The sequence below is a fragment of the Pseudoalteromonas sp. NZS127 genome (genome assembly GCF_015864805.1).
GTDB lineage: Bacteria > Pseudomonadota > Gammaproteobacteria > Enterobacterales > Alteromonadaceae > Pseudoalteromonas > Pseudoalteromonas nigrifaciens.
Window position 1 is genome coordinate 121,714 of record NZ_JADYWN010000003.1, and the last position, 20,979, is coordinate 142,692.

General features: G+C 40.3%; 18 protein-coding genes. 14 read left to right on the forward strand and 4 right to left on the reverse strand.

The annotated features are described in order from the left end of the window. The first annotated feature begins 36 nt into the window (after window positions 1-36). Window positions 37-1,557, forward strand: coding sequence for a BCCT family transporter (locus tag I6E78_RS04120; protein ID WP_331459135.1), 1,521 nt, complete (start codon window positions 37-39; stop codon window positions 1,555-1,557). Window positions 1,558-1,773: 216 nt separating this feature from the next. Here I6E78_RS04120 and fghA read toward each other — a convergent pair whose 3' ends face one another. Together fghA and I6E78_RS04130 are read right to left on the reverse strand one after the other, a co-directional pair. Then, entirely contained in the window at window positions 1,774-2,616 is an 843-nt protein-coding gene (gene fghA, locus I6E78_RS04125) for an S-formylglutathione hydrolase (protein WP_197182012.1), read from the reverse strand. A gap of 58 nt (window positions 2,617-2,674) precedes the next feature. Beyond that, the gene (locus I6E78_RS04130; RefSeq protein ID WP_197182013.1) at window positions 2,675-3,796 is read right to left on the reverse strand and encodes an S-(hydroxymethyl)glutathione dehydrogenase/class III alcohol dehydrogenase; all 1,122 of its coding nucleotides are present in this window, start codon (window positions 3,794-3,796) and stop codon (window positions 2,675-2,677) included. A 129-nt stretch (window positions 3,797-3,925) separates the two neighbouring features. Here I6E78_RS04130 and I6E78_RS04135 point away from each other — a divergent pair, with 129 nt between their 5' ends. The 7 genes from I6E78_RS04135 to hflX all read left to right on the forward strand — a co-directional run bounded on the left by I6E78_RS04135 (window position 3,926) and on the right by hflX (window position 12,027). Next, window positions 3,926-4,798 carry a LysR family transcriptional regulator gene (locus tag I6E78_RS04135; protein WP_197182014.1) on the forward strand — a complete coding sequence of 291 codons (873 nt, stop codon included), beginning with the start codon at window positions 3,926-3,928 and terminating at the stop codon, window positions 4,796-4,798. A 138-nt stretch (window positions 4,799-4,936) separates the two neighbouring features. Continuing rightward, window positions 4,937-6,154 (forward strand): lipoprotein-releasing ABC transporter permease subunit, encoded by a 1,218-nt coding sequence (locus I6E78_RS04140; protein WP_058374559.1) that lies wholly within the window; start codon window positions 4,937-4,939, stop codon window positions 6,152-6,154. Then, on the forward strand, window positions 6,147-6,845 hold the full coding sequence (gene lolD / locus I6E78_RS04145; protein ID WP_058373302.1) for a lipoprotein-releasing ABC transporter ATP-binding protein LolD: 699 nt from the start codon (window positions 6,147-6,149) through the stop codon (window positions 6,843-6,845). Before I6E78_RS04140 ends, lolD begins: the two co-directional genes overlap by 8 nt. Continuing rightward, window positions 6,835-8,079, forward strand: coding sequence for a lipoprotein-releasing ABC transporter permease subunit (locus tag I6E78_RS04150; protein WP_197182015.1), 1,245 nt, complete (start codon window positions 6,835-6,837; stop codon window positions 8,077-8,079). Before lolD ends, I6E78_RS04150 begins: the two co-directional genes overlap by 11 nt. Window positions 8,080-8,213: 134 nt before the next feature. Next, window positions 8,214-8,687 carry a DUF1456 family protein gene (locus I6E78_RS04155; RefSeq protein ID WP_058373303.1) on the forward strand — a complete coding sequence of 158 codons (474 nt, stop codon included), beginning with the start codon at window positions 8,214-8,216 and terminating at the stop codon, window positions 8,685-8,687. A 433-nt stretch (window positions 8,688-9,120) separates the two neighbouring features. Then, complete coding sequence (gdhA, locus tag I6E78_RS04160) at window positions 9,121-10,473, forward strand: NADP-specific glutamate dehydrogenase (RefSeq protein ID WP_058373304.1); 1,353 nt, start codon at window positions 9,121-9,123, stop codon at window positions 10,471-10,473. A 207-nt stretch (window positions 10,474-10,680) separates the two neighbouring features. Further along, window positions 10,681-12,027 carry a GTPase HflX gene (gene hflX / locus I6E78_RS04165; protein WP_197182016.1) on the forward strand — a complete coding sequence of 449 codons (1,347 nt, stop codon included), beginning with the start codon at window positions 10,681-10,683 and terminating at the stop codon, window positions 12,025-12,027. A 65-nt stretch (window positions 12,028-12,092) separates the two neighbouring features. Here the strand turns inward: hflX and I6E78_RS04170 are convergent, their stop codons facing one another. Beyond that, window positions 12,093-13,826, reverse strand: coding sequence for an AMP-binding protein (locus I6E78_RS04170; protein ID WP_197182017.1), 1,734 nt, complete (start codon window positions 13,824-13,826; stop codon window positions 12,093-12,095). A gap of 183 nt (window positions 13,827-14,009) precedes the next feature. After that, window positions 14,010-14,456, reverse strand: a complete 447-nt coding sequence (locus tag I6E78_RS04175; protein WP_011328076.1) for a DUF3010 family protein — start codon at window positions 14,454-14,456, stop codon at window positions 14,010-14,012. A gap of 382 nt (window positions 14,457-14,838) precedes the next feature. On the opposite strand from I6E78_RS04175, the gene thrS reads away from it, so the two are divergent. From thrS to I6E78_RS04205, 6 genes are all read left to right on the forward strand, one after another. Beyond that, complete coding sequence (thrS, locus tag I6E78_RS04180; RefSeq protein ID WP_089368226.1) at window positions 14,839-16,749, forward strand: threonine--tRNA ligase; 1,911 nt, start codon at window positions 14,839-14,841, stop codon at window positions 16,747-16,749. 61 nt (window positions 16,750-16,810) lie between these two features. Beyond that, a complete protein-coding gene (gene infC / locus I6E78_RS04185; protein ID WP_080516827.1) occupies window positions 16,811-17,371 on the forward strand; it encodes a translation initiation factor IF-3 in 561 nt (186 codons plus the stop codon). A gap of 212 nt (window positions 17,372-17,583) precedes the next feature. After that, window positions 17,584-17,784 (forward strand): 50S ribosomal protein L35, encoded by a 201-nt coding sequence (rpmI, locus tag I6E78_RS04190; protein ID WP_004587840.1) that lies wholly within the window; start codon window positions 17,584-17,586, stop codon window positions 17,782-17,784. 15 nt (window positions 17,785-17,799) lie between these two features. After that, window positions 17,800-18,162: a 50S ribosomal protein L20 gene (rplT, locus tag I6E78_RS04195; RefSeq protein WP_011328079.1), complete on the forward strand. Its 363-nt coding sequence runs from the start codon at window positions 17,800-17,802 to the stop codon at window positions 18,160-18,162. Window positions 18,163-18,434: 272 nt separating this feature from the next. Next, window positions 18,435-20,252: a M14 family metallopeptidase gene (locus tag I6E78_RS04200; protein ID WP_197182018.1), complete on the forward strand. Its 1,818-nt coding sequence runs from the start codon at window positions 18,435-18,437 to the stop codon at window positions 20,250-20,252. A gap of 1 nt (window position 20,253) precedes the next feature. Further along, window positions 20,254-20,895: an MBL fold metallo-hydrolase gene (locus tag I6E78_RS04205; RefSeq protein ID WP_197182019.1), complete on the forward strand. Its 642-nt coding sequence runs from the start codon at window positions 20,254-20,256 to the stop codon at window positions 20,893-20,895. Window positions 20,896-20,979 lie beyond the last annotated feature (84 nt).

Consider the following 20,979-nt stretch of genomic DNA (forward strand, 5'->3'; position numbering starts at 1 on the left):
ATCCGTATTCTTTTACTTATAGTAAAAGATAATTATGTGAACCACTTGCCTTTAAACAAAGTAATTAATACAGCCACTAAACTTGAAAAAACCGCGTTACTACTGTGCGTTAGCTTATCTGTTGTGGCATTTTTATTTCCGGCATTACTTACGGCTCATTTGCAGCCTGTTATTAGCCGACTTTTAAGCTACTTGGGCTCGCCATTTTTTATTTTGGTTAACCTATTACTCTTTATTGTAATTGCCGTTGCTATAAGCCCGTTAGGGCGGCGTAAAATAGGTGGAGAGCAAGCAAAGGTTGAATTTGCTTTATTTGGCTGGCTCTCTATGCTTTTTGCTGCAGGTATGGGCTCGGGCCTCGTTTTTTGGGGAGTAGCAGAGCCTGCACTACACACTATAAACTCACCTTTAAAACAGGGTTTATACCCTAATCCACACACCAGTGGCTTGGCATTAACTTTAGTTAATTGGGGGGCGCATGCTTGGGCACTTTACGCGGTATTTGGTTTGGTACTTGGCGGGCTTAGCAGTAATAGCGGCAAAGTAGGCGATATTAGCGCGCCGGTTATAAGTGTGTTTAAAGGTGTTATAAATAAAGACTGGCAAATTAAGCTGGGCTTTGGCATTAAGTTAATTGCTATATTCTCGATATTTTTTGGGGTGGTTGGCACTATCGCAAACTCTACTTTATTACTGCGTAAAGGCTTGGCGGTAAAGTTAGGTGTTGAATCGGCTTTGTTGTCGGGGTTTATAATTATTAGTTTAATTGTAGCTTTATATACGTTATCGGCAACTTTGGGGCTTAAAAAAGGGATTCAAACACTCAGTAAGTTTAATATGCTTTTAGCATTAGCACTTATGGTTTGGCTGCTGTTTATTGTGCCTATTGAGCCCATTATAAATATAGCTATTGGTGGCACCTGGGATTATTTACAGCTTATTTCTATAGGAACATGGCAACTTGCCAGCCAGCTAAACGATCCAAAGTGGGCGAATGGCTGGACCTATAATTATTATTTTTGGTGGTTGGCTTGGGGTCCATTTGTGGGCGTGTTTTTAGCCAAAATAAGTCAGGGTCGCCCGGTGTGGCAATATATTTTAGGTGTTGTTTTAGTACCTACACTGGTTACTATTGTATGGTTTAGCGTGTTTTCTGGCTCTGCTATAGCCTGGGATGAAGCGCACCAAAGTGGCATTTTACAGGCAATAAAAGCAGATTATACCCAAGGCTTATTTGTATTTTTTGAGCAATTAGGTTGCCAAGGTGCCGTACTTATTTGGTCTAGCTTATTACTGTTACTTATTTTTGTAGCAACCTCTGCTGATTCTGCCGTTTTGGTTATACGCCAATTAAGCGGCGCAAATAAAACATATACTTGGAGTTTATACGCTTGGTCGTTTGCATTGGGATTGTGTGCTTACGTATTATTGGTTCAAAATAACGAGCCTTTAAACCGCAGTGTTGCGATTATTGGTGCATTACCTTTTTTGATTATATTTTTACTGCAATTAATTGGTTTTGTTAAGGAGTTTATAAAAGAGGAAGTGCATGAGTAATGTGCTTTGTTTAACGCCGTATAACGTTAAAATTTAAACTTTGATTTTATTTTACAAGGCCAGCATGCTCTAAATAAGCTTATGAGTAGAGCCACAGCAAGTAGGGTAATAAAAGGCGAGTGAGTACTGATACAAGTAAGGACGTTTTTTTAATAGTTTAAAATAATGTGTAGAGGGTTATAGCTCTACACATTATTACTGCAAACAATAATATTATTATGCAGACAAATACTGATGATGAAATACCAAGTGCTGATCAATAAAGCTACTGATAAAGAAGTAACTATGATCATACCCGGTTTGCATTTCTAGGGTCAGTGGGTAATCTTTTTGCTTTGCAACAGCCACTAAATTTTGTGGCTTTAATTGCTCGTCTAAAAAGTTATCGGCATCGCCTTGGCTCACTAACATTGGCAAGTAATTATTTTGCTCAGCTTTAGCCATTAATTTGCAGGTGTCGTATTGTGCCCACGTCGTTTTATCGGCTCCTAAATAACCCGTAAACGCTTTAACGCCCCATGGGCAATTAATAGGATTTACTATAGGGCTAAATGCCGAGGCACTAACATAATCCTGTGGGTTTTTAAGGGCGATCATTAACGCCCCATGGCCGCCCATTGAATGACCACTAATTGCTTTTGTGTTAGTCACTGGAAAGTGCTGCTCTATAAGCGCAGGTAATTCATTCACTACGTAGTCGTACATATTAAAGTGAGTGTTGTAAGGGGCTTGTGTCGCGTTAACATAAAACCCAGCGCCTTGAGCAAAATCGTAGCTGTCTTCGTTAGGAACATTATCTCCACGAGGGCTAGTGTCGGGTGCCACAATAGCAATACCTAGTTCAGCTGCTTTTTTGAATGCGCCTGCTTTTTGCATAAAGTTTTCGTCGGTGCAGGTTAAACCTGAAAGCCAATAGAGTACTGGTACTTTATTGCTTTCGCTAGCGCCGGGTGGTAAAAAAACGGCAAAACGCATAGTACAATGAGTGCTTACAGCGCTGTGCGTATATTGTTTATGCCAACCACCGGCTACTTTTACACTTGAGATATTTTCTAACATGATAATCCTCAAAAGCCGCTTATATCCACACAGTGAATACAAGCGATTGGTTTATTGCTTAGTAATGAATAACGGTACGAATGCTTTTGCCTTGGTGCATTAAATCAAATGCTTCATTAATATCTTCAAGACCCATTGTGTGGGTAATAAAGTCATTTAGTGCAAACTCGCCAGCCATGTAACGTTCTACAATTTCAGGTAGTTGTGAGCGGCCTTTAACACCACCAAATGCGCTACCACGCCATACACGCCCAGTAACCAATTGGAATGGACGAGTAGAGATTTCTTGGCCAGCGCCTGCTACACCAATAATTACCGACTCCCCCCAACCTTTATGACAACACTCAAGTGCTGAGCGCATAACATCAACATTACCAATACATTCAAACGAGTAGTCAACGCCGCCATCGGTCATTTCAACAATTACCTCTTGAATTGGCTTGTCGAAGTCTTTTGGATTAATTAAATCGGTTGCGCCAAGCTTGGTTGCTAACTCGTATTTAGAGTTGTTTATATCGATACCGATAATACGACTCGCACCGGCCATTTTTGCGCCAATAATAGCTGATAAACCTATGCCACCTAAACCGAAAATAGCCACAGTGTCGCCCGCTTTTACTTTAGCTGTGTTTGTTACTGCGCCCATACCTGTTGTTACGCCACAGCCTAGTAAGCATATTTCTTCTAAAGACGCTTCTTTGTTTACTTTAGCTAAAGAGATTTCTGGCAGTACTGTGTACTCCGAGAAAGTTGAGCAACCCATGTAGTGGTAAATTGGCTGACCGTCTTTATAAAAACGTGTTGTACCGTCTGGCATTAAGCCTTTACCTTGGGTTTCGCGCACAGCAGAACATAGATTAGTTTTGCCCGAGGTACACATTTTACATTCACCACATTCTGCAGTGTATAAAGGTATAACATGGTCGCCAATTTCTACGCTGGTTACGCCTTCGCCGATTGCATATACAACACCAGCGCCTTCGTGGCCTAAAATTGCAGGGAATATACCTTCAGGATCTTCCCCCGATAATGTAAATGCATCGGTATGACATACACCAGTAGCGGTAATTTTTACCATTACTTCGCCTTTTTTAGGCATCATCACATCAACTTCTTCAACGCTAAGTGGCTGATTTGGACCCCAAGCAATAGCTGCTTTTGATTTAATAAATTCTGACATGTGCTTATCCTTTGTAGTGGGTAGATAATAATTGTAGACCCAATTTGCTTGGGTGATGTAGCTATTGTATTTGTTTCTCAAATAATGATAATCTCAATTTTATTAAAACACTTTTTCAGAACTGTAACAATGGCACGATGGGATGGAATAGACGAGTTTATTGCGGTAGGTGAAGAGGGTAGCTTTACCGCCGCAGGCAAAGCAATTGGGTTATCGGTTGCGCATATTAGCCGCCATGTTAGCGCGCTTGAACAACGCTTAAATACACAGTTACTAACACGCACAACGCGTAAAGTGGTTTTGACCAAAGAAGGTGAGGTGTTTTTACACCAAATAAAGCATTTACAACATGCAATGGATGATGCCACGCAAAGTTTAGCGCAACAGCAAAGTACGCCAAAAGGTAAAATTAATCTAACAGCCCCGGTAATGTATGGCGAAAGCTTTATTATGCCAATAGTGCATAATTTTATGCACGATCACCCCGATGTAGAAGTTGTTGCTACGCTCAGTAATGAGCAAGAAAACTTATTAGAAGGTGGTTTTGATCTGGCTATTAGGCTGGGGCATTTAAAAGACTCGAGCTTAAAAGCACGGCGCTTAAGTGCACGACGCTTTATTATGTGTTGTGCCCCAGACTATTTAACCCGATTTGGCGAGCCACATACATTAGGTGAACTTACAAATCATCAATGTTTAGTGGGTAATAGTCGTTATTGGCGGGTAAACGAAGGCGGGCGCGAAAAGCATATTAAAATAGCTGGGCGACTGCATTGTAATAGTGGCTGGGCGTTGGTAGATGGCGCTAAAAAAGGCTTAGGGATTATTCAGCTTCCCAATTACTACATTGAAAACGAGTTAAAAACAGGGCAACTAGTGCCTATTTTAACATCCTATCAGCCGCTGCAAGAAGGCGTATGGGGGGTGTATCCGCCTCGCCAGTTTGTGGCAACCAATGTAAGGGTGCTACTTGATTATTTAGTCGCAGGGCTAAAAACTTAATAGCGGGTTAATAACTTAATTTTTATTTTAGCCAAGTATCAGATTTTTAAATGTTTATTACATTTAGTGGCATACCCAAGTACGGATTATTCGTGTTATTATAAATTACTATTTTTAGGATAAGTGTTTAAAAACAATATGTTTCAACCGGTTAGTTTGTTTATTGGACTTAGATATAGTCGCTCCTCAAAAGGGAATGCGTTTATTTCATTTATCTCGTTTTTTTCTATTGCCGGTATTGCGATTGGCTTAATGGCATTATTTACTGTCAGCTCAGTAATGAATGGCTTTGAAAGCAGCTTAAAAACCAATATGCTTGGGCTTATTCCGCACGTTGAAGTGCAAGCAAATAAGCGTACTGCAGCGCAAATGAGTAGTTTAAAAGCAGATCTTGAACAATCTCCTTATGTAAGTACTGTAAGCCTTTATCAGCATGGTGAAGCCATATTACAAACCAATAAAGATTTACACGGTGTGTTGCTGCAAGGCTTGTATGGCGATGACGGCTCACTTTATAAAATTACCGATAAAATAGTACAAGGGAATTGGCAAACAGTACTTAATAAAAACTATAGCATTGCCATTAGCCGCTACCTGAGCCGTAAATTAGGTGTAGGCTTGGGAGATAAGCTGCGGGTTATTATGCCAAATGCTTCTACCTATACACCCCTTGGACGTATGCCTAGCCAACGTTTGTTTAAAATAGCGGCCATTTACGAAACCGGCTCTGAAATTGACATGGGACTGGCCTTTACCAGTGGTACGTCGTTGCAACGCGTATTAAAGCTGGATCAAAACACCGCACCTAATTTAAGTATTTCTTTGTATGAACCCTTTGCATTAGATGAATTTATACAAGCCAGTACACTTATATTAAAAGATCATACCTATACAGATTGGCGCAGCAGCCAAGGCACATTATTTGCTGCTGTAGCAATGGAAAAGCGGATTATGTCGATGTTGTTAGGGCTTATTGTGTTAGTTGCGGTATTTAATATTGTCTCTGCGCTAACTATGATGGTAAGTGAAAAACAAGGCGAAGTCGCTATTTTACAAACTTTGGGTTTAACACCATCGCAAGTACAAAAAGTGTTTATGGTGCAAGGGCTTTATAATGGCGTGATTGGCACCGCAGTAGGGGCATTTTTAGGTGTATTACTTAGTTTATATATTAATGAGTTATTAGCATTAGTAGGGTTAAATTTGATGGCAGGTATAGAGTTGCCGGTAAAATTTGATGTACCAAGCCTAATTGTTATCGCTTGTTCGAGTATTGCTATGAGCTTTTTAGCCACTGTTTACCCTGCGCGCAAAGCCGCAAAAGTAAAACCAGCCGAGGTATTGCGTTATGAATGATTTAGTTATTAGTTGTGAAAATTTAAACAAAGTTTATCAAGATGGTAGTAACCAAGTTGCAGTATTAAAAGGGGTTAATTTAGCCCTGCAACAAGGTGAAATGCTGGCGATAGTGGGCAGCTCTGGTTCGGGTAAAAGTACCTTATTGCATATACTCGGTACGCTCGATACTGCAACCTCGGGCAGTGCTAAAATTAAAAATCAAGAAGTGGCTAAGCTCTCTCGTACAGAGCAAGCGGCATTTAGAAATAAAAACTTAGGTTTTATTTATCAATTTCATCATTTACTTATGGAATTTAGCGCGGTAGAAAATGTAGCCATGCCGCTTTTAATTAAAGGACTAAGTGCTAAAGCTGCGAAAGTAGCTGCATTAGAAATGCTTGAAAAAGTGGGCCTAGCGCATCGCAGCTCTCATAAGCCGTCGGCACTGTCTGGCGGTGAGCGCCAACGAGTGGCAATTGCGCGCGCGCTCGTTACTAAACCGGCATTAGTGCTTGCCGATGAGCCAACCGGTAATTTAGATAAACAAAACGCGATTAAAATATACGACTTAATAAATGAGCTTAATAAAAGTTTAAATACCAGCTTTGTGGTGGTAACTCATGACTTAGAGCTGGCCGACAAGCTCGGTAAAATAGCGTATTTAGATGATGGCAAACTTACAATTAAAGAGTCGCAACATGTTGCTTAGTGCGTTTATAAGTAAACGCTTTAGAGCGTATTCTGGTCATAAAGATGAAAAAAATGGTTTTGTAAGCTTTATAGCTAAAGCATCTACTGTGGGTATTTTATTGGGCGTTGCGGTTTTAATCGTTGCGCTGTCGGTAATAAATGGCTTTGAGCAGCAATTAGTGCATCGCTTATTAAGCGTTGTACCACAGGTTGAATATGTAGCGCCGAATAGGCCAATTGCTAATTGGCCACAAAAAATTGAGCAGCTGCAACAGCAAGATCATGTAACCGGCGCTGCGCCATTTATTGCCGTTAACGGTATGGCGCAATTTAAAAGCCAATTAAAAGCAGTAGAAATACGCGGAGTTGAGCCTTCATTGGAGGGGAGCGTGTCGGCTATTAATCAATTTACCAAAGGCAAGTTGGTGAGCCAGCTTGGTATTGATGAAGTTATTTTAGGCAAACAAATAGTAAACCAGCTCGATGCCAGCGTGGGCGATAGTATTACCTTACTTATTCCTCAAATAGCTCAGCAAGGGCAGTCGTTATTAGCGCCTAAGCGAGTAACGCTGTTACTTGCAGGTATTGTTGAAATGGGTGGACCAATAGACAGCACAGCTGCATTTATCCACCTTAATAAAGCGCAGCAAACATTAGGTTACGATGAAAGCCAAGTAACGGGGCTTCGCTTAAGCGTTGATGACGTATTTACCGCGCACCAAATAGCGCTACGGGTGGGGCAAACCCTAGACGACTATGTATACATTTCTAGCTGGTTTAGAACGCAAGGCAGCTTATACCAAGATATACAAATGGTGCGTACCATAGTTTATATTGTGGTTTTTTTAATTATAGCAGTGGCGAGTTTTAATATTGTGTCGTCTTTGGTAATGGAAGTACGCGAAAAACAAGGCAATATTGCTATTTTAAAAACCATGGGCGCAAAAGACAGTACCATTTTAGCTACCTTTGTAATGCAGGGTTTAACGCAAGCTTTTGTGGGTGTGGTATTAGGCAGCTTAATTGGCGTAGTACTGGCAATCAATATTAGCGAATTATTTACTTGGCTTAGCCAGCTGTTTGGCGCAAACCCACTCCAAGGGGTTTATTTTATAGAGTTTTTACCCAGTAAGTTAGTGTGGCAAGATATTGTGATAACAGTTGCTGTTACTTTTATTTTAGCGGCGTTAGCTACTATTTACCCAGCGTGGCAAGCAACAAGAGTTGACCCTGCAAAGGTGTTGGGTAATTAACGCCATTGGTAGCGTGTGCGCTACTAAATAAAAACTAATAGGGCAGTATTGGCAAGTCTGTTAAACTAGGGCGCTTATTTACAAGCTAACAATAACTAACCATTGGGTTAGCATTTACTACTCTGGGATTTACTTTGACAAATAACGATATTTTACGCCGCATTCGCTACACTTTTAATTTAACCGACACCGCTATGGTAAATGTTTTTGCTGCAGCTGAGCATACGGTTACTACAGAGCAAGTAATTGCTTGGTTAACTAAAGAAGGCGAAGAAGCTTACACTGAAATAAGTGATACAGAGTTTGCAACTTTTTTAAATGGTTTTATTAATACTCAACGTGGTAAGCGCGAAGGCGAACAACCTGTTCCTGAGAGTAAACTAAATAACAATATTATATTTATGAAGCTGCGTATTGCCTTAAATATGAAAGCGGAAGATGTAATTGCGACGCTGGCACTCGTTGACTTTAATTTGAGTAAACATGAGCTAAGCGCTTTTTCTCGTAAAGTAGATAACAAGCACTACCGTGTATGTAACAACCAGGTACTTCGTTTATTTTTAACGGGTGTACAACAGCAGGTTCGTCCAGAAAGCCCTGCTGAGTAAGCAAGGCAAAGCCATTACTCTTTCAAAACGCTAAAACAGCCCTTGTTTTAGCGTTTTGTTGTTTTTAAGTTAAATACTTTTCAACTTATTGCACACCGACTTTAAAATTGTTCAATACCGCTTAATAAACTAGCAATTGAATGAGATCATTTAAATATCAAGCAATTACCTCCTTCCTTAGCCGTTTGTTTAGTTTTAGCAACCGCGCACTGTATTTTTATATTGTTAAAGTGAATAAAAATGCGGCTCATCACTGTTTTATTTTTAAACAACAGTAAAATAATTCAACTTGAATGACGTGCAACACGACTCTTTCTAATGGTAAGGTATATGAAAATTATGATTTTAAAATAGACTTATATTCAAAAAACAAACTCAATCATACTTACCCAAATTCTCAAATTTTAAAAATAGCTTACACGGAAGAATAATTATGAATTATATACATAGTACGATAGCTCAATTAAAGCAAACGAGCCCTGCGCAAAGTGAGTTTTATCAAGCTGTTGAAGAAGTACTAGAATCGTTAGAGCCTCTTTTTGCAAAAACTACAAATTATCAAAAAGAAGCCATTATAGAAAGAATGGTAGAGCCAGAGCGTCAACTAATGTTTCGTGTACCTTGGGTTGATGACGAAGGTAATATTCAAGTAAATAAAGGCTATCGCATTGAGTTTAGCTCAACCTTGGGCCCATATAAGGGGGGCTTGCGTTTTCACCCGAGTGTTAATGCCAGTATTATTAAGTTTTTGGGCTTTGAGCAAGTGTTTAAAAACTCATTAACCGGCCTACCTATTGGTGGTGGTAAAGGCGGTGCTAACTTTGATCCAAAAGGGCGCTCAGACGGTGAAATAATGCGTTTTTGCCAATCATTTATGAACGAGTTATACCGCCACATTGGCCCAACTACCGACGTACCTGCAGGGGATATTGGTGTTGGTGCACGCGAAATTGGTTATTTATTTGGCCAATACAAGCGTTTAACAGGGCGTTACGATGGCGTATTAACCGGTAAAAGCTTAATGTGGGGTGGCTCGTTAGTTCGTAAAGAAGCAACTGGCTATGGTGCAGTGTATTTTGCAAACTACATGCTGCAAAACCGCGACGATAGCTTAGCAGGAAAACGTTGTTTAATTTCGGGCTCGGGTAATGTTGCTATATATGCGATGGAAAAACTGTATCAATTAAATGCAAAACCAATTACCTGTAGTGATTCTCGCGGTACGTTATTTCATGACGCGGGTATAGATTTAACACTTATTAAAGAGTTAAAAGAGCAGCAACGTGGTTGTTTAAGTAAATATAAAGAAAGCTACCCAGAAGCCACTTATATTGCTCGTGCAGATTATCCAGAAGATGGGCATGCAGTGTGGCGCTTTAAAGCCGATGCTGCGTTCCCGTGTGCCACTCAAAATGAGTTAACTCAAGCCGATGCAAAAGTGCTGTTAAGCAATGGCTGTATTTTGGTGAGTGAAGGCGCAAACATGCCTTCGACCAAAGACGCGATTGACTGCTTTATTAAAGCCAAAATAGCTTACGGCCCAGGTAAAGCCGCTAATGCGGGCGGTGTTGCAACCAGCCAATTAGAAATGGCGCAAAATGCCAGTATGCAAAGCTGGACTTTTGAAGAAGTGGATGCAAAATTACAACACATAATGAAAAACATTTTTAATATTGCGAACGAAACAGCGGCAGAGTTTGGCCAACCTACTAACCTGTTACTTGGCGCTAATATTGCTGGTTTTCGCCGTGTTGCCGATGCAATGATAGAGCAAGGCGTGGTTTAATTAAATTAGTTTAGAGCAATTGCAGCTCATTGCTGTGAGAGCCTGTACTTAAAAACACCCCATAAATTTAGCTATTTATGGGGTGTTTTATTTAAATAACCGCTTAAGTTAGTTATAACGCTATAAAGCCAAGCTATAACAGCGTAGGATCAGGCTACTTTCGAATGAAAATAGGTTTGCACTTCGCGGTGCATTAACATAAAAACTATGCAACTAACTGCAAAAGCATCACTTCCTAACGCATTACTTATTTCTATTAGTACACCTCACTTTAAAGGCGATGAAGCAACTGAGTCGCTTGCAGAGTTGGCACGCCTAGTTACCACTCTTGGCTTTAAAGTCGTTGGCACACAATCACAAAAGCAAAGCTCTACCCAAAAAGTAAATGTACTTGGCTCAGGCAAACTGGCTGAAATAGCGCACCTTACTGGTAATAAAGGTTCTGCTGCAGATGAGGATGAAAACTTTCTTGATGACGATCCATTATCCGACATGCCGTCAGAAATTCCATCAGACGGTTTATATTTTGCTTGTGCCGATGTTGTCGTTTTTGACTGCGACTTAACGCCTTCTCAACTACGTAATGTTGAGAACCAGTTAGGTGTGGAAGTATTTGACCGCACCGGCATAATTATTGAAATATTTAGCCGCCATGCGCGCACTAAAACAGCAAAATTACAAGTTGAAATTGCTCGCCTTAACTATGTAGCGCCGCGTCTGCGTGAAACATCTACCGGCGATAAAGAACGCCAAATGGGTAAGGGCGCAGGGGAGACAACGCTTGAGCTTAACCGTCGTAAAGTACGCGACCAATTAGCCGAGTTAAAGCGTGAACTGGTAAATGTTCAAGATGTAATGATGGACAGACGAGAACAGCGCTCAGAGCTATTTTCGGTTGCTTTGATTGGTTATACCAATGCGGGTAAATCGTCGATGATGCGCGCAATTACGGGCAGTGATGTAGAGGGCGAAAACAAACTTTTTGCTACGCTGGACACCACAGTGCGTGCTTTGTATCCAATAACGCAACCACGCATATTGGTATCCGATACAGTTGGCTTTATTAAAAAATTACCGCATGACTTAGTGGCTTCATTTCATTCAACTTTAGCCGAGGCACATGATGCGTCGCTGTTGTTATATGTAGTTGATGCCTCGGATGCGTCTTTTCGCTCACAACTAGATGTAGTGCATAATGTATTGGCAGAAGTGGGCGTACAAGGTAGTAAAAAGCTGTTAGTACTGAACAAGTCAGACCAACTTAGCGATGAGCAACAACAAGCATTAATGGCTGAATTTCCTGATGCTATGATGACATCAACACGTAACCCAGCTGATATAGCTAAATTACATAAATACATTGTTGATACAGCACAAAGCGACATGATTGAAGAAGAGGTTATTATTCCTTATACCGCCAAAGGTATAGTGGGTGAAATTCGCTCGAGCATGAGTGTCGTTAAAGAAGAATATGAATATAGCCATATTAAGCTCACCGTGCGCTCCAACGCGATTGACTTAGAAAGGCTAAAAAAGCGTATGCTTAATTTATAGTTAGTGCACGTTTGGTATAATAAAAGCACAGCCCAAAACAGGCTGTGCTTTTTTAAAACTGATAATTATGAAAACGCTTTTTCTGCTAACTCTTCTTGCATTTGTTCGCGCATTTTAAACTTTTGCAGTTTACCGGTTACCGTCATAGGGTAATTTTCAACAAAACGAATATGGCGCGGTACTTTAAAATAAGCTAGTTTGTCTTTTAAAAACAACCGTATTTGTGCTTCATCTAGTTGTGCATCTTCTTTGGGTTGGATCCAGGCGCATACTTCTTCACCGTATTTTTCGTCGCTAATACCAAATATAGCGGCATCTTGAACACCTGGGTAGGTATAAAGCACTTCTTCTATTTCACGGGGATAAATATTTTCGCCGCCGCGAATTATCATGTCTTTAATGCGGCCAACAATACTAACAAAGCCTTCGCTATCCATTACCCCTAAGTCGCCAGAATGCAGCCAACCATCTTGATCTATGGTCGCTTTGGTTTTTTCTTCATCGTTCCAGTAGCAACGCATAATTCCTGCGCCGCGACTACATACCTCACCCGATAGCCCCACGGGTTGAATGTTACCTAGCTCATCAATTATTTTAACTTCGGTATGCGCTAATGCACGGCCTACTGTCGTTACTTGGCGCTCAATAGATGAGTCGGTTTCAGTAATATTATTAATAGGGCTGCATTCAGTTTGGCCATATGCAATAACTACTTCGTGCATATTCATTAAAGTTTGTACTTTGCGCATTACTTGCTCGGGGCAGGTAGAGCCGGCCATTACACCAGTGCGTAATGTACTTAAGTCGTAATCATTAAAGTTACTTAATTCAAGCTCACTAATAAACATGGTCGGTACACCATGCAGTGCTGTACAGCCCTCATTTTGTACTACTTCGAGAGTTGTTTTCGGATCAAATGCATCCCCAGGATAAACGGCTGTAGCGCCTTTGCTCATAGACACTAAACTGCCAAGTACCATACCAAAGCAATGATAAAGTGGCACAGGTATGCATATTTTATCTTTATTGGTAATGTGCATGGCTTCACCAACAAATAATGCATTATTTAAAATGTTTTTGTGAGTAAGCGTTGCGCCTTTGGGGTTACCAGTGGTGCCAGACGTAAATTGAATATTGATATCTTGATTGCAATTAAGAGTAGCGGCTACTGAATCTAACTGCTGTTTATGCTCTTGAGTTGCAAGTGCGGTTACTTCAGCGAATGAAAACATACCAGGGCTTGCTTCATCACCAATTCTAATGACGTTTTTAAGCGTGGGAAGAGCAGCGGCATTAAGCTGCCCTTTTTCGCACTCTGCTAGCTCTGGCGCTAAACTTTGTAGCATTTGCAGATAGTTGCTGCCTTTAAATTCTGAAGCGGTAATTAAGGTAGTGCACTCAACGCTGTTTAAAGCGTACTGTAATTCGCTGGGGCGATAAGCTGGGTTTACACATACCATAATTGCGCCAATTTTAGCGGTGGCGAACTGAGTTAAACACCATTGAATGTTATTTGGCGACCAAATGCCCACTCTTTCACCTGGCTTAATACCCAGTGCTAGTAAGCCCATTGCTAATTGGTTTACTTGATGTTGAAACTCTTTATAGCTCAAGCGTATATTTTGATGGTGTACAACCACGGCTAATGCGTCGGGGGCATTGTCGACAATGCTGTCGAAGTAGTCACCTATGGTTTGCTTGGTTAATGGGGTGCTTTGTATTCCTTTAAAACAACTCTGCAATAGCGGCATAGGGTTTATTTTTTCTATTTCTTTAACCGCTTTTGTTGTTACATTCATGTCATTCTCCGTATCAGTAGATATGAATAGCTTGAATGATAAATAAACATATATTGTCGACAAAGGGAAGAGGGGTAGACTAATGTCTTAGGTTTGTTGCTGAAAATGAAATAAGTAAAAATAAAGCAAAAAAAAACGCGCCTTACACTGTAAGTACGCGCTTTTAGCAATTACTAAATGAGGTTACATTTCGTCGCTGCGGTAAGTTTTTTTCATAATATAAACGTAAGCGTTTACAAAAGCATTTTCTTGATATTTTTTAAGACCGGTATCCTCAAAATCAATAGGGATAGGGTTGCGCTTAACTTGCTCTTTAATTTCGGTTGTTGTAAATAATTTTACATCAAGGTTTTCGATTAGCTGAATCGCGGTTTCCATTTTAAAACCATTAGCACTACCAGCAAACTTACCTTTTGGAGCACGTTGACGTATTGCTACAGAATCAATTTGGTAATCTTGCATTAGCTTGGCAAAATCAAACTGAAACTTGCGCATTACTTCTGTGTCGTTACCGTTACCTAAGGTAAAGCGTGTTTGGCGCACGTCGCGAATATCAAATACGTCATTATCTTTACTTAAAATACAAAGTAGTACATCACTACCGGTAATATCTACACCACATGTTCTCATGTCTATTCTCTAATATAACTTAATTACCCAGTATTATACGCAACATCTATTAAATTGCGAGAGTAAGCACTTAAGTCTGTTGTAAATTTAACGACGATTAGATTTATTATATTGATGTTATAAAATCGGCGCTAAAACATTATTAATTTAGCCTTTATAACAAAATAGCAGGTGTTTTAGCCGCTTTAAACTTGTAATTAGTAGCGTTGCACGCGACAATATCTTTTTTGTAGTTGAGCAGACTCAGCATCTACATTAGCTAAATTTGGCGAAAAATAGTCAATGCTTATTCGTAAGAGCGTTGTCGAGTCATTCTCATTTAATTAATTTAAAAAATACACGTGATACATTGTAGGTGTCACCACTGTAGCAAGGATTTATAATGCCAGTTATTACTCTCCCTGACGGAAGTCAACGTAGTTTTGAAAACCCAGTAAGTACGCTAGATGTTGCCAACGATATTGGCCCAGGGCTCGCTAAAGCGACCATTGCTGGCCGTGTTAATGGCGAGCGTGTTGATGCATGTGACCTAATAAGTGAAGATTCGCGCCTTGAAATCATCACCGCAAAAGACGACGACGGCTTAGAAATTATTCGTCACTCGTGTGCACACTTAATTGGGCATGCGGTTAAACAGCTTTTCCCAGATGCAAAAATGGCAATTGGTCCTACTATTGATAACGGCTTTTATTACGATATTGATATGGAACAATCGTTATCTCAAGATGATCTTGACGCGATTGAAAAGCGTATGTTGCAACTTGCTAAAACAAACTACGATGTAGTTAAAAAAACCGTAAGCTGGCAAGAAGCACGCGATGTATTTGCAGCGCGTGGCGAAACATACAAAATAGAAATTTTGGATGAAAACATCGCTAAAGATGACCGTCCAGGGTTATATCATCACGAAGAATATGTAGACATGTGTCGTGGCCCTCACGTACCTAACATGAAATTTTGCCAAAACTTCAAAATAATGAAAGTAGCGGGTGCATATTGGCGTGGTGATTCAGAAAACAAAATGCTACAACGCATTTACGGCACAGCGTGGGGCGATAAAAAGCAACTTAAAGCGTATTTAAAACGCCTTGAAGAAGCTGAAAAGCGTGATCACCGCCGTATTGGTAAAGCACTTGATTTATGGCATTGGCAAGAAGAAGCGCCAGGCATGGTATTTTGGCACAACGATGGTTGGAGCATTTACCGTGAGCTTGAAGAGTTTGTACGTGAAAAGCTACGTGAATATGATTACGAAGAAGTAAAAGGTCCAATGATGATGGACCGTTCGTTATGGGAAAAATCAGGTCACTGGGAAAAATATGCAGATGCTATGTTTACCACAGTATCTGAAAAGCGCGAATACGCGATTAAACCAATGAACTGCCCAGGCCACGTACAAATATTTAATCAAGGTTTAAAATCGTACCGCGATTTACCACTACGTATGGCTGAATTTGGTTGTTGCCATCGTAACGAGCCATCGGGTGCACTACATGGCTTAATGCGTGTACGTGGCTTTACCCAAGATGATGCGCACATTTTCTGTACCGAAGAGCAGATAATGGACGAGGTTTCAGCGTGTATTAAGATGGTTTATGATACATATGAGACATTCGGTTTTGAAAAAATCGTGGTTAAGCTCTCAACACGTCCAGAGCAACGTATTGGTGAAGACCATATGTGGGATAAAGCAGAGCTTGCATTAGCCGAAGCGCTTAAACTAAACGAGATTGAATTTGATTACCTACCAGGTGAAGGCGCATTTTACGGCCCTAAAATTGAATTTACTTTGTACGATTGTTTAGACAGAGCGTGGCAATGTGGTACAGTGCAACTAGACTTTGCATTACCGGGTCGTTTAGGCGCAACTTATGTTGCTGAAAATAACGAACGCCGTACCCCAGTTATGATACATCGTGCTATTTTAGGTTCGATAGAACGCTTTATTGGTATTTTAACTGAAGAATACGCTGGTTTATTCCCTACGTGGCTTGCGCCAAAGCAAGTGGTAATTATGAATATTACCGATAAACAAGCCGATTATGTTAAAGAAGTTGTACAAAAATTAAATAAACTTGGAATTAGAGCCACTGCTGACTTGAGAAATGAGAAGATTGGCTTTAAAATCCGAGAGCATACACTTAAGCGTATTCCTTACTTACTTGTTGTTGGCGATAAAGAAGTTGAACAACAAGAAGTAGCAGTACGTACTCGCACAGGTGAAGACCTTGGCAAATTTAATGTTGATGACTTTGTAGCTAAAATTAGCGAAGAGATAAAAAGTCGACAATAAAAAATCGAGCGTGTAAGGCATTTACAAACAGCCAGTTACACGCTTACTATTATTGATATTCTTGGAGGAACGTACTATTAGAGGCGGCAAGAAAGGGCAACAAACAGCCCAAAAAAATCGTATTAACGAAGAAATTACAGCTCAAGAAGTTCGCTTAATTGACATTGACGGCGAGCAAGCTGGAATTCAGTCATTAAAAGACGCGCAAACTATGGCTGATGCAGCAGGTGTTGATCTTGTAGAGATTAGCCCGAACGCTGAGCCGCCTGTTTGTAGAATCATGGACTACGGTAAGTTCATCTTTGAAAAAAGCAAAGAACTAAAAGAGCAGAAGAAGAAGCAAAAGCAAATCCAGATAAAAGAAATCAAATTCCGTCCTGGTACGGATGAAGGCGATTATCAGGTTAAGCTGCGCAACTTACGTAAGTTCTTAGAAGCTGGCGATAAAGCTAAAATTACGATTCGCTTCCGTGGTCGTGAAATGGCTCACCAAGAAATTGGTATAGAATTATTAAACCGTATCAAAGGCGATTTGGAGGAGCTTGCAGTTGTTGAGTCTTTCCCTAATCGCGTTGAAGGTCGCCAAATGGTTATGATGATGGCGCCTGTTGCTAAAAAATAATTTTTAAGCGATAATACGCACCGAAAATAGCTCAGGTCTGCAAGTAATATGTAAATATTCACCTGAGTTAACCGGTTTTAAAGTAAGATTGCAGCATTTATGCTGGGTTTTCACCGGAACATGGCAGTAAGTTAGGCCTGAAAGTGGAGCTATAGCAATATATCTCACGCCTGCTTACTAATTTAAATGCAATACAATTTGGAGTTATTGCAATGGCTTATAAGCTAAAAAGTCACAGAGGCGCAGCTAAGCGTTTCAAAAAGACTGCTTCTGGCGGTTTCAAGCGTAAACAAGCGCATCTTCGTCACATTCTGACTAAGAAAACTTCTAAGCGTAAGTTACACCTACGTCCTAAGATGATGGTTCATAAAAATGACCATGGTCTAGTTTCACGTATGTTACCGTTCGCTTAATAGGGGTTTTTAGAAATGGCAAGAGTTAAACGCGGCGTTGTCGCACGTGCACGTCACAAAAAAGTTTTAAAACAAGCAAAAGGTTATTACGGAGCACGTTCACGTGTTTACCGTGTAGCTTTCCAGGCTGTTACTAAAGCGGGTCAATACGCTTACCGTGACCGTCGTGCGAAGAAACGTACTTTCCGTCAATTATGGATTGCACGTATCAATGCTGCTTCACGTCAAAATGGTCTGTCTTACAGCCGTTTTATCAGTGGTCTTAAAAAGACATCTGTAGAAATCGATCGTAAGATCCTTGCAGATATCGCTGTTTACGACCAAGTTGCATTCGCAGCGCTTGTTGAAAAAGCAAAAGAAGGCCTAGCGGCCGCTTAAGCTTTTTTATATAAGTATTAAAAAGGAGCCTATGGCTCCTTTTTTTGTGTCTGGCATATAGTCATTATTATGCAACGTGCTTTTATCATTAGTATAAACTGCATAGTAGATTGAATTTTAGTAAATTTATTGCTCCCCTTAAGAATTAGCAAACACAAACAAAGTGCTAAATGTTATTGGCTGCTTTTTTTTGTTGAATCACCGCACTTTCATCATATAAAAATGTTTAATTGATATAATTTACTTAATTAAGGCGTTTGTTAGAGAATTTTATGTTTGCAAGTTTATTAGTTTTATCAGCTAGTGTGGCGTATGACAGCCATTTACCTCCTTTGTTGCCATGGCAAGGGCAAAGCATATCCCTAATGCAAAAAGCAGGTCCGCTGACCACTGACTTTGAACTATCCTCTGGTGAAGCCTCACCAAGTTATGCCGATACGATGGCCTTTGTAGACAGACTGGTTGCTGCGAACCCAACGCAATTTAAAGCTCAAACAATTGGTTACAGCAATAGCAAACGGGCTATAAAAATGTTGATCGCCAGCGAGCAAGGGTATTTTCAAGCCAGTCAAATAGCAAACGATACTAAACCGACCATTTTTGTTCAAGCGGGTATTCATGGCGGAGAAATTGACGGTAAAGATGCCATGTTTATGTTGCTCAGAGATATAGCAACAGGTAAGCGCCGCGATATTTTAAAAAACGTTAATATTTTATTTATTCCTATTTTAAACGTAGATGGCCACGAGCGCAGCAGTGCATTTAATCGTATTAATCAGCGCGGCCCGGTAAAAATGGGCTTTAGAACCAATGGCAATAATCTAAATTTAAATCGTGATTTTACTAAACTCGATACACCAGAAATTAAAAGTGTTTTAACAGTAATTAACGACTACAACCCTAATTTGTATATTGATGTACATGTAACCGACGGTGCAGATTATCAATACGATGTAACCTATGGCTACAATCCGGTGTTTGCTAGCGAGTCGCCGGCGGTATCAGATACACTCAATCAGCTTTTTAAACCTTTAATAGATGAAAAGCTGGTATCGCAAGGGCATATACCAGGACCACTGGTATTTGTTATGGACAAGCGCGAGTTTAAAAGTGGCCTAGCGGGTTGGGTGGCTACGCCAAGGTACTCTAACGGCTGGGGAGATTTAAAGTCATTACCGACGATTCTCGTTGAAAACCATTCATTAAAACCTTATAAACAACGAGTTTTGGGGACGTATGTGTTTTTAGATGGCGCAATAAGTGCACTTGCAGAGCATAGTAATGAATTATTAGCTGCGGTAAAAAAAGAGCAAGCATTTATTCCTAAGCAACTTAGTGTTAAGCGCGGCTATGCTGAACAAGCAAACGAAATAGAATTTAAAGGCATAAGTTACGCGCGAGAACAAAATGCACTTTCTGGGCAAGTAGAGGTTAAATATTTAGGTAACAAGCAAGACTACGCTAATCTTCCTATTTATTGGCAAAAAGAGGTGCTGCATACAGTTGAAGTACCTAAAGCATTCTTTATTCCGCCAGTGTATAGCGACCTTGTAGAAAAACTTAAATTGCATGGTGTGGAGCTTACTCAGCTTGAAGGGGTAAATACTCAACCATTAAAAGTAGCGAAAGTAAAAGATTACACTTTTGATAAAGTCCCCTTTGAAGGGCGATTTAGAGTCTCGGCAAACTTTGATTATGTTGCCGCAATTAATGTTGATTTAAATGGCTGGTATCAAGTGAACACGCAGCAAAAAGCAGGCGAGTTGGCGGTGCATTTATTACACCCCGAAGCGCCTGACTCATTTTTTGCGTGGGGCGAATTTAATACTATTTTTCAGCGTACTGAGTACATGGAAAACTATGCATTAATTCCTTATGCTCGCCAAATGCTTAAAAACAATCCTAAATTAGCGCTCGCGTTCGATAAGAAGATTAATGACGATAAGGTATTTGCCAAAGATGCCGATGCGCGTTTAAATTGGTTGTATGAGCAGAGCCCATTTTACGATCAAGCTTATTTAAAATATCCAATATTAATGTCTTTTGAAGAAGACATTGTACTTGCTGAGCAAAAAGATAAAGAAATTTAAGATGCATATAATTACAATACCCGTTACTGCTTTTTCACAAAACTGTCGCATTATTGCATGCTCGCAAAGCAAACAAGCTGTGGTAGTAGACCCAGGTGGCGATTGCAACAAAATTGTGGCGGCATTAAAACAGCACGATTTAACGTTAACAGCAATTTGGTTAACGCATGGCCATTTAGATCATGTTGGCGCCGCTGATGCCTTGCGTAGTACCTATAATGTGAAAATAATTGGGCCACATAAAGATGAGCACTTTTGGTTTGAAAACTTACCAATGCAAGCACACATGTTTGGTTTTGCAGCGGTTACTGCTTTTTATCCAGATGAGTGGCTAGTACACGACGATATAATACGCGTTGGGGAGTTGAGCTTTACCGTAAAGCATTGTCCTGGGCATACTCCAGGTCATGTGGTGTTTTATCAGCCGCAACAGCAGTGTGTTATTGTGGGTGATGTAATATTTAAAGGCTCAGTAGGGCGCACGGATTTCCCCAAAGGGGATGCTCAGCAGTTAATTACCTCAATTAAAACGCAAATAATGACGCTCCCCGATAATACCCGCATACTTGCAGGGCATGGCAGCGACACGAACGTAGGCTACGAAAAACAAAACAATCCTTTTATAAGTGGGCAGTTTGGTTAATGCTGAGTAAATAATTTTTTTGCCAAAAACAAGCAGACTGTTTTTTAAAACGCATGTATAATTTAGCCAGTTTATCTGATAAAT

Excerpts from the sequence above, each read along its gene's own strand:
- fghA (WP_197182012.1), bottom strand. The coding sequence starts at position 2,616 with ATGTTAGAAAATATCTCAAGTGTAAAAGTAGCCGGTGGTTGGCATAAA.
- I6E78_RS04200 (WP_197182018.1), top strand. The coding sequence starts at position 18,435 with ATGTTTGCAAGTTTATTAGTTTTATCAGCTAGTGTGGCGTATGACAGC.
- rplT (WP_011328079.1), top strand. The coding sequence starts at position 17,800 with ATGGCAAGAGTTAAACGCGGCGTTGTCGCACGTGCACGTCACAAAAAA.
- I6E78_RS04135 (WP_197182014.1), top strand. The coding sequence starts at position 3,926 with ATGGCACGATGGGATGGAATAGACGAGTTTATTGCGGTAGGTGAAGAG.
- I6E78_RS04175 (WP_011328076.1), bottom strand. The coding sequence starts at position 14,456 with ATGAGAACATGTGGTGTAGATATTACCGGTAGTGATGTACTACTTTGT.
- hflX (WP_197182016.1), top strand. The coding sequence starts at position 10,681 with ATGCAACTAACTGCAAAAGCATCACTTCCTAACGCATTACTTATTTCT.
- rpmI (WP_004587840.1), top strand. The coding sequence starts at position 17,584 with ATGGCTTATAAGCTAAAAAGTCACAGAGGCGCAGCTAAGCGTTTCAAA.
- I6E78_RS04130 (WP_197182013.1), bottom strand. The coding sequence starts at position 3,796 with ATGTCAGAATTTATTAAATCAAAAGCAGCTATTGCTTGGGGTCCAAAT.
- I6E78_RS04205 (WP_197182019.1), top strand. The coding sequence starts at position 20,254 with ATGCATATAATTACAATACCCGTTACTGCTTTTTCACAAAACTGTCGC.
- I6E78_RS04170 (WP_197182017.1), bottom strand. The coding sequence starts at position 13,826 with ATGAATGTAACAACAAAAGCGGTTAAAGAAATAGAAAAAATAAACCCT.
- thrS (WP_089368226.1), top strand. The coding sequence starts at position 14,839 with ATGCCAGTTATTACTCTCCCTGACGGAAGTCAACGTAGTTTTGAAAAC.
- gdhA (WP_058373304.1), top strand. The coding sequence starts at position 9,121 with ATGAATTATATACATAGTACGATAGCTCAATTAAAGCAAACGAGCCCT.
- lolD (WP_058373302.1), top strand. The coding sequence starts at position 6,147 with ATGAATGATTTAGTTATTAGTTGTGAAAATTTAAACAAAGTTTATCAA.
- I6E78_RS04150 (WP_197182015.1), top strand. The coding sequence starts at position 6,835 with ATGTTGCTTAGTGCGTTTATAAGTAAACGCTTTAGAGCGTATTCTGGT.
- I6E78_RS04140 (WP_058374559.1), top strand. The coding sequence starts at position 4,937 with ATGTTTCAACCGGTTAGTTTGTTTATTGGACTTAGATATAGTCGCTCC.